General features: G+C 60.6%; 4 protein-coding genes and 1 pseudogene. All 5 read right to left on the bottom strand.

What is annotated here, in order from left to right:
• Positions 1-67: 67 nt before the first annotated feature.
• Positions 68-472, bottom strand: coding sequence for a recombinase family protein (locus tag BSZ39_RS15230; RefSeq protein WP_483861823.1), 405 nt, complete (start codon positions 470-472; stop codon positions 68-70).
• Between the two features lie 24 nt (positions 473-496).
• Positions 497-862 (bottom strand): annotated as a pseudogene (locus BSZ39_RS15225) (recombinase family protein); the annotation flags it as partial.
• A gap of 198 nt (positions 863-1,060) precedes the next feature.
• On the bottom strand, positions 1,061-2,971 hold the full coding sequence (locus BSZ39_RS11695; RefSeq protein WP_073717503.1) for an ATP-dependent nuclease: 1,911 nt from the start codon (positions 2,969-2,971) through the stop codon (positions 1,061-1,063).
• A 12-nt stretch (positions 2,972-2,983) separates the two neighbouring features.
• Complete coding sequence (locus BSZ39_RS11690; RefSeq protein WP_073717502.1) at positions 2,984-5,596, bottom strand: DEAD/DEAH box helicase; 2,613 nt, start codon at positions 5,594-5,596, stop codon at positions 2,984-2,986.
• Positions 5,597-5,599: 3 nt separating this feature from the next.
• On the bottom strand, positions 5,600-7,303 hold the full coding sequence (locus BSZ39_RS11685; RefSeq protein ID WP_143180527.1) for a site-specific DNA-methyltransferase: 1,704 nt from the start codon (positions 7,301-7,303) through the stop codon (positions 5,600-5,602).
• Positions 7,304-7,423 lie beyond the last annotated feature (120 nt).

The raw sequence follows: 7,423 nt of genomic DNA, 5'->3' as shown, positions 1-7,423 counted from the left end.
ACGACCATGACCGATACCGACACGCCCGCACTAGCAAGCTAAAACCCCAAACGAGAGGAAAACGCCGTTACACCACTACAAGGGACTTGACCCAGGTACGACGACGGTTACCGTCCTTTTGGTACTCCTTCGGCGTGTAAGTCGACATGGCTGCATACCGCGGGTTGCGGAGAATGCCGAGCACGGTCGAAGGTGACCACGGGCCGTCGGGCTTTGGATCTCGCGGCTCGTACAACCGGTTTTCCTCCTCCGCTCGGACCTTCCGGGCTTGCTCGCGCTCCAACGACACCGTATGAGTGTGTTTTGGGAGCGCGGGCAAGCCCTTAATGACCTCGGTGCCGCTGAGCGCTCGGGCAAGCGAGCGCAGCGATTCGGGATGTTCTGCTCTGCTGAATAGTGCATAGATTGCTCTAACTGCGTCGGCCTCGTGCTCGATCACGTCGCCGTTAACTGCGTACCCAAGCGGTCGCATACCCTTCGGGGCACGGCCCATCCTGGCCCGTTGCTGCTGCGCCTTGGACTGTCGCTTGCCCTTGCGCACAACCTCTGCGCGCGCCACCTGGATTTTGATCCCGGCGATCAGCAGTCCGTTTTCGTTCGTCAGGTCCACGTCACCGGACACGGACTTAAGCAGAAGCCCTCGGGACCGGGCGGCGTCAACCCAGTCCTCCATCTGCCGTGGCTGACGTGTCAGTCGGTCGAGGTCCCAGCACACGATCGCGTCGAATGCACCTGCTTTATAGTCGGAGACCATGCGGTCATAATCAGGTCGAGACTTAGTGGCGTCCGTGGCGCTGAGTGACTGGTCGATGTACGTCTCCACAACAGTCCAACCTTCGCGCTCAGCGAGACATTCGCAATCCTCGCATTGACGCTAAATGGCGAGCCCGTCCATCTCGCGGTCGAGGGATATTCGTAGGTAGATGGCTGCCTTGCGTGATGCAGTCGATGGCACGTTCATGTATCCAGACTAGAGCCTAGACGTAAGCGATGTTCGGCACTTGCTAGAGCCGACGTCCTCTGTGCACCTCGCCACTGGACAGCTCAAGCCTCACAGCTGTCAGTGACCGGTACCGTTGATTCGTCTGATTAATGTCTCGAACCGATCGAGCGTGACGTCACCAAGGCTGTCCCGCATTTCCGTGTCACGTAAGAGCACATCGGCCGGACGGTAATGGTCATAGGCTCCTCCACTGAGGTCGGTGAGACGCTTCACGATGCGGTCGCCGTGCCCGAGATCGCTTAACGACACCGAAGTTCCGAAGGCCGCGTTATAAAGAGCGAGATACTCGTCCTCCTCGAACAAGTCCTCGATGTCGGAGTGCCGCCGACTAGTCACCTCGCTCACCTGGATGATCCGGTCGCGCTGGAGTCGGGAGGCGTCCACCGCCTTCTGCAACCGATCAGCACCTTCGGTGCCCGCGTCAACGAGCACGGTAACGTCCAAGCTCTGCCCCATGAGCGCGACGAAAGCCGGGATGTTGGACGCTCCGCCTGCGGGCAACACTCGCCAGCGTTCGTCCAGCCCAGTACGACCGCGATCGATGAGAATCCTGCTGATCGTGTCGAGGTAGATGTAGTCGCTCGGCCCCTCGACAAGGAGGTTCCACGAGCCGATGAAGAGGTGCTGCGCTACGTCGTAGCCTAGCGCCGCTTGCAGTGGAAAGAGGCTGCCTTCCCCGACCGTAAGCGCCTCACGGGTGACTGTTGAACCAATCTTAGGCCCGCCGTCTTCGACGATCCGGACGCGGTCGATCCTGTCGGTCTCGACCATGAAGGGGCTGTGCGTCGTGTAGAGGACCTGGACGGCCGTCGCCAGCCGCTCGTTGATGAACCGGACGAAATCCGCCTGAGCACGGGCGTGCAGCGTCAGCCCCGGCTCGTCAAGCAGGACGACCACGGGCTCCTTGCGGCTCTCGAACTCGGTGAAGGCCGCAAGAAAGGAGAAGAACCACCGGAACCCCGAGGATCTCTGGGCGAAGTTGTTGGTGAAGGAGTGGCGCGTGTCCTTGACTCGGATGTCGAGGTAAGTCTTCTCAACCGTGTGCTTCTGAGGGTTGATCGTCTTAATCTGACGGTCGATGTCGAACTCGACCTGGAGGTTGTCGTTCTGCTTCCAGAACTCAAACACTTGCTCGGTCAGCTCGTGCCCAACCGCTTCGAGCTCCGACTTGCGGTCCTCGTAGTCGCTGCTCGCCATCGCTGTCGGTGTCGTACTGGCGAGTCGCAGAAGAGCGCGTGCAGTCTGATCGGCTGAGGAGCCGACCTGCTCGTCCTTTTCGGCGAGGTGATTAATGTCGATACGGCCGTCCAGCTGCGAGTAGTCGGAGAAGTAGAAGAACTTGGGAAGCCTACTCTTGAGCACGGCCACGGCCACAGCCCAGACGTCCTTACCTGGGAGGGCAGCAACCGCCTCCCGAATACTGGCGATCTCAACCGCAGTCTTCTCGTGCTGCTTATCAGTCTCGTCGGAGACAAGCTGCGCGCAGATCGCTTCGATTCCGTCAAAATCAGAGACGTCCTTGAACTGATCTGACGTCTTCTTCCGAAGCTCCAGGCTCGACAACAGATTCTGGACCGCGCGTTTCGTGTCGAGCGGGATGTTCCACGTCGTCACGTCGGTGTTGTACTTGCGAGAAACAGTAATCTCCCGGGCGGTGAAGACGCCTGCTCCGACTTCAGCCTCAAGGAGTTCAATATCGGCCGTCTCCAAGGTGAAGGTAGCAGAGATCGGAGTAGCGTCATCGATGACGCCCTCGCGCCGGTCTTTGGACAAAAGCCAGCGAGGGTAGTCACGCTGCTCATCGAAGTCTTCGCCGTCAATCGGGTTCAGTCGGTGAAGAGCGGAGAGTACCGCTGTCTTACCTGACTCGTTCATCCCGACTAAGCACGTGACCGCGTCATCGACGTCGATCTCGCTTGTGTCGATGATGTTGCGAAACTTTCGGACCCGGAATTTCGACAGTTTCATGAATGGCCTCCCTCAAATATCTTCTGGAATGCGGGTGTAATTAGTCCCGTATGCCGCATAAAGTTGCTTAATTGAGTCACTGTCCGGCTGAGCTTCATAGACCGCGCGGCGGATCTTCGAGCTCTTCAGATCCAGACCGACGAGAGCGTCGTCCTTCTCGACCCCGACTGCAATGATGCGGTCGAATCTATCTCCGTGCTCGTCGGCGTACTCGGCCAGCGCCTTGAGCTTCGGGCCCGAATCTCCCAGGTGCACACCGTGGGGATCGACGATCGATGGTAGGAGGCCTTCGCTGGTTCTGTGGACGAATACGAAGTCGGGCTGCACAGACTTCCATGTGTCGCCGGACTTGTGCGCGATCCGCAGGGAGTTCCTCCCAGCGGACGAGGGGTTTCGGTACCAGCCCTCGAGCGTGCCGAAGCTTTGCTCGTACTGGATCGTCGCACGCTCCCAGCGATTCCTTGCCATCTTCTGCTCAAGCGGGTAGTCGCCAGTCGACGTCGAGAGCAAGTGCTTCTTCTCTGTGGGCAGGGGCTTCATATCCGTGTCGACGGAGTCGACGCGCTCGTCAGTCTTGATCTCGACGCCATCTCGTTCCGGCTCCCGCGCCATGTTCTGGATCGCCTCGTAGGACGGCTTCCGCGAGTCGGGCAGTCTTGCGATGTCGCTCGCATTGGTCGTCAGCCAAAGACGCGTGAGTGAGTCCGCCGCGTCCTCCACGGACTTCTGCACGTCTACGTCAATGAACGCCAGAGCAGCCACGCGCGCCCGAATCAGCGTGATATCGACGCCTGTCGGATCACCGGCCTCGACCCCCTCATTGATCGCCGCCTGCATATTCCGGCCGAGGTAACGATTGACCACCGAAGCGGTGAGGATGCTTCTGAGGTGCCGCAGAGCATCATCGACCGTTGCCGCGTCGCTATCCCGCGTGTCGAGCGAGTCCGTCGCCTCGTACTTGCCTCGCTCCACCAAGATTCGGCGGATGTCCGCGGTCATAATCAGTTTTGTCTGCTTGTCGATCTCGCCGGAGTTTGCCTCAGTGATGTTGTCGAGCACCGAGAACATCGCCTCGTGAGCGAGGCGGTCGGCGTTGGCCACCAGCTCGTCCTGGGCGAGCGCCTGCGCCGCTTTCAAGAGCCGCTTGATAGGACGCGGTGCGGCAGTAGGCTTCCGGAACGACGGCAGGTCTCGGACGAGCTGAAACACCTCGTCGGGCACATCGTAGTTGCGCTGCAGCTTGACCGGCTTGAGCATGACCTTGTTGATGGCCGCGCCGCGCTCGCCCGAACGCGGCGCGCGCATGCCCATGATCTCCTCGGCGACAATCTTCGCCGTCTCCTTGTCGAAGTAGGGCAGGTAGCATGATGCAGTGTTCAGCCGCTCGACGCTGGTCTCCTGGGCCAGCGGCGTGCGGACCATGCGTCCGAGCAACTGCGTGACATAGGTGTCGTCGTGGGCGGAGCGCAACGAGACGAGGACTTCGGCGCGTGGGCAGTCCCAGCCGGTGGAGACCGCGTCCTTGGCCAGGAGCACGCGGATGCGGTGGTCGTGCTCGACTTCCTGCGGCGCGACCTTCGGTATCTCGTACGCTCCTACCTCGATCGTCGCGCGGTCTCCGAGGACGTGGGCCACGCAGTCCGCGGGCATGTCTGGCCAGTGCTTGCGGATCGTCTCGAGGACGAGATGAATGGTCTCGTCCTCCTCGCGGCGGCCTTTCTCGGTGTCGCGCTCCCCCGCGCTCTTGTTCGGGATCTGTGCCACGAGCAGTGGCACGACAGGGTCAATGCCCTGCTCGCCGCAGTACGCGTCCCACGTCTCACAAACCTCGACAAAATCGAGGGTCGCGTCACGGACCATGGTGGTCGAGAAATCGCCGGCTTCGTTGGGGATGTCAAGGGTCAGCGCGTTCTTCAGCAGGCCGGAGTCCTGCACGACCTGGGGGTGGATGACAACGTTCTTCTCCTTGGTGAACGCGTCAGCCCTGGCCATCGCCTCGTCGAACCGCTTAACGGTCGCCGAGATGCCCCACACGATCGGCACAGCCGGGCTGACACCGTCGCCGCTGATGATCTTCTGCACGATCGTCTGCTCGTCGCTCGTCTGTGTCTTCATCCCCTCGTGCGCCTCGTCGAGCACCATGTAAAGGGTCTTGTCCTCGTCCTTGATCGTGTTCGCGAGGATCTCCCAGAACGTGAAATGCCGGGTGTCCGTATGCTTAACGAAGTCGGCCTTCTTCCCCAACTTGTCGGGATTGATGAAGTACACCGTCCCGGTGCTCAGCGACTCTTCGGAGTACGTCTTGTCGAGCAGCACCAGGTCGCCGGATGGTATGCGATCGGCGCACTCGATGAAGCGGCTCTTCGTCTGCGCATTGAGCGCCGGGTCCTTCGACACCCACAGCACGACCGCCGACGGGTCAGGCTCGACGTCGAACTCGTCGCTGCCGTGCAACAGCGCTTCGATCACGGTCGCCGCGATCACCGTCTTGCCGGAACCTGTCGTCGACGACAGCGCGAACGCCGTCCGGCGCTGCCGGTTGTGCCAGTCCTCGCGCGCGTACCCGAGCGTGGTAAGGATCTTGCCGACCGCTTCGGTCTGGTAGTCCTTGAGCGTGAAGCGCATCCCTCAGGCCCTCCCTGTGTTGATCTGGAACGTACGCAGGTAGGACTCGTAGAGCCGCACCGACTCCACCCCATCCGGCAGCTGACCGGCGACGGCCTGGTACTGCGTCTCGTCGTCGGTCACGATGTAGGCAATCCTCAGGCCCTCGGTTTTCTCGATCGCTGCGAGGAACGACCGGGATGCATCGACGCTGAACAGGACCGCGTAGGTGTCGGCAACTTCGAAGGTGTCGGTGCGCTCGTCGATCCGACGCCCATAGGATCCGGCCCGCATCCACAGCAGCGGCGCGATCCGCTCGAACGCCATGTTGAGTTCGACCAGGGCTGGGTTCTCGTAGGTGAGCGTGAAGAACTCGACGTTTTCCTCGAAGCCGTCAGACATGGGGAACACGTCGGTAAAGGTGTACTCGTCAGAGATCGGGTCTCCTTCCGGGGTGCACCCGGTCACCGCCGCCTGGATTCGAGGCTTGGTGACACGTTCGCAGATTCCCTGAGAATCCCATTCCTCGTCGCCAGCGCGTAGACCCTTGGCCAGCAGAGCGGCCTCATTGTCGTTCACCTCATTGTTCGTCACCGAGATAGATCGACGTTGGCCTCCGTCCTGCTTGTTCAGGCGCATAACGGCGTGAGCCGTTGTTCCGGAGCCTGCGAAGAAGTCGAGCACGAGTGCATCCGGCTTGTCCGCCACAAAGAATCGGAGCGTGTCCTCGACAGCGTACAGGGACTTCGGAAAGGGGAACGACCGGCCTGGGAGGAACTTTCGCAGCAGCGCGGTTCCATAGTTGCCAGCATTGTGGGACTCACGGTTCCACACCGTCTTAGGACGGACCTTGTTCACCTCGTCCGTAACGGGCCGCCTGAGGACAGGCGTGCCCTGTTCCGTCCACCCGTCGATCACGATTTCGCCCCGATCAAGGCGCTGAACGTCTGCACGGAGCAAGTAGTTCATTGACCATCGCCCGTGCTTCTTGTTGAAGCGACCGACGCGTACAAGTCCTCGTTCATGCAGCTTGAGCACACCGTCACGCCCAACTCGCCATCGTCCTTCGGAACCATCGCTTCGGATGGGCCACACGGCGATCGTCCCATCAGGTGCCTGCACCGTATTCCTGTCCGCAGTCACAGGCAGCAGTGGCTCACCGATCGAAACGACCCGCTTCGCTTCAGGGTCGATGAAGATCGGAAAAAACTGCCGCTCGCGATCGACTCGGCGCGCGTCGGTACCCCGGCGGGTGAGGTTTTCCCATGTGACCTTAATCTCGGTCGGTTCCGGAGTCTCCTCGTCTGCGTCGCGTTCTTCGAGAGTGCTGAGCATGTTGTCGATCCCCCCTGTAGCGGCAGCGGATCCGATGTAAACGCAGAAGATGTACTCTTCCACGCGGTACATCTGGCTGCCACGAGCCTGTCCGGCGGGGGCGATCACCGTAGTCACCATCTGGCGCGGGAAGCCACTGAAGATCTGATCGAGGAGCAGGCCAAGCCGATGGACCTCCTTTTCATCGATTGTCACAATAAGCACGGATTCGCGAGGGTTCAGAAGCTTCTTCGCAATTTTGAGTCGGCGCTCCATGAAAGCGAGCCATTTCGAGTGCGCGTAGCTGTCGCTCGGATCGACGTAGTTGTTGTTGTACTTCCAGTCATTCGCACGAGTGTTGTAGGGCGGATCAATATAGATGCAGTCGACCCGGCCCTGGTATGTGAACAGCATCGCCTCGAGAGCGTGGTAGTTCTCGGCGTAGTTGAGTCCCTCATAGTGGTGTAGCGGGGTGGTCGTGCTGGACAGCAGGGCGGTCACCGCGTGATCCTCGAGTTCATCTTCTACAACTCA

This window comes from Bowdeniella nasicola (assembly GCF_001907295.1).
In the GTDB taxonomy this organism is placed as follows: domain Bacteria; phylum Actinomycetota; class Actinomycetes; order Actinomycetales; family Actinomycetaceae; genus Bowdeniella; species Bowdeniella nasicola.
This window is presented reverse-complemented; position numbering and strand designations above follow the sequence as displayed.

Excerpts from the sequence above, each read along its gene's own strand:
- BSZ39_RS11685 (WP_143180527.1), bottom strand. The coding sequence starts at position 7,303 with ATGCTGTTCACATACCAGGGCCGGGTCGACTGCATCTATATTGATCCG.
- BSZ39_RS11690 (WP_073717502.1), bottom strand. The coding sequence starts at position 5,596 with ATGCGCTTCACGCTCAAGGACTACCAGACCGAAGCGGTCGGCAAGATC.
- BSZ39_RS11695 (WP_073717503.1), bottom strand. The coding sequence starts at position 2,971 with ATGAAACTGTCGAAATTCCGGGTCCGAAAGTTTCGCAACATCATCGAC.
- BSZ39_RS15230 (WP_483861823.1), bottom strand. The coding sequence starts at position 472 with ATGCGACCGCTTGGGTACGCAGTTAACGGCGACGTGATCGAGCACGAG.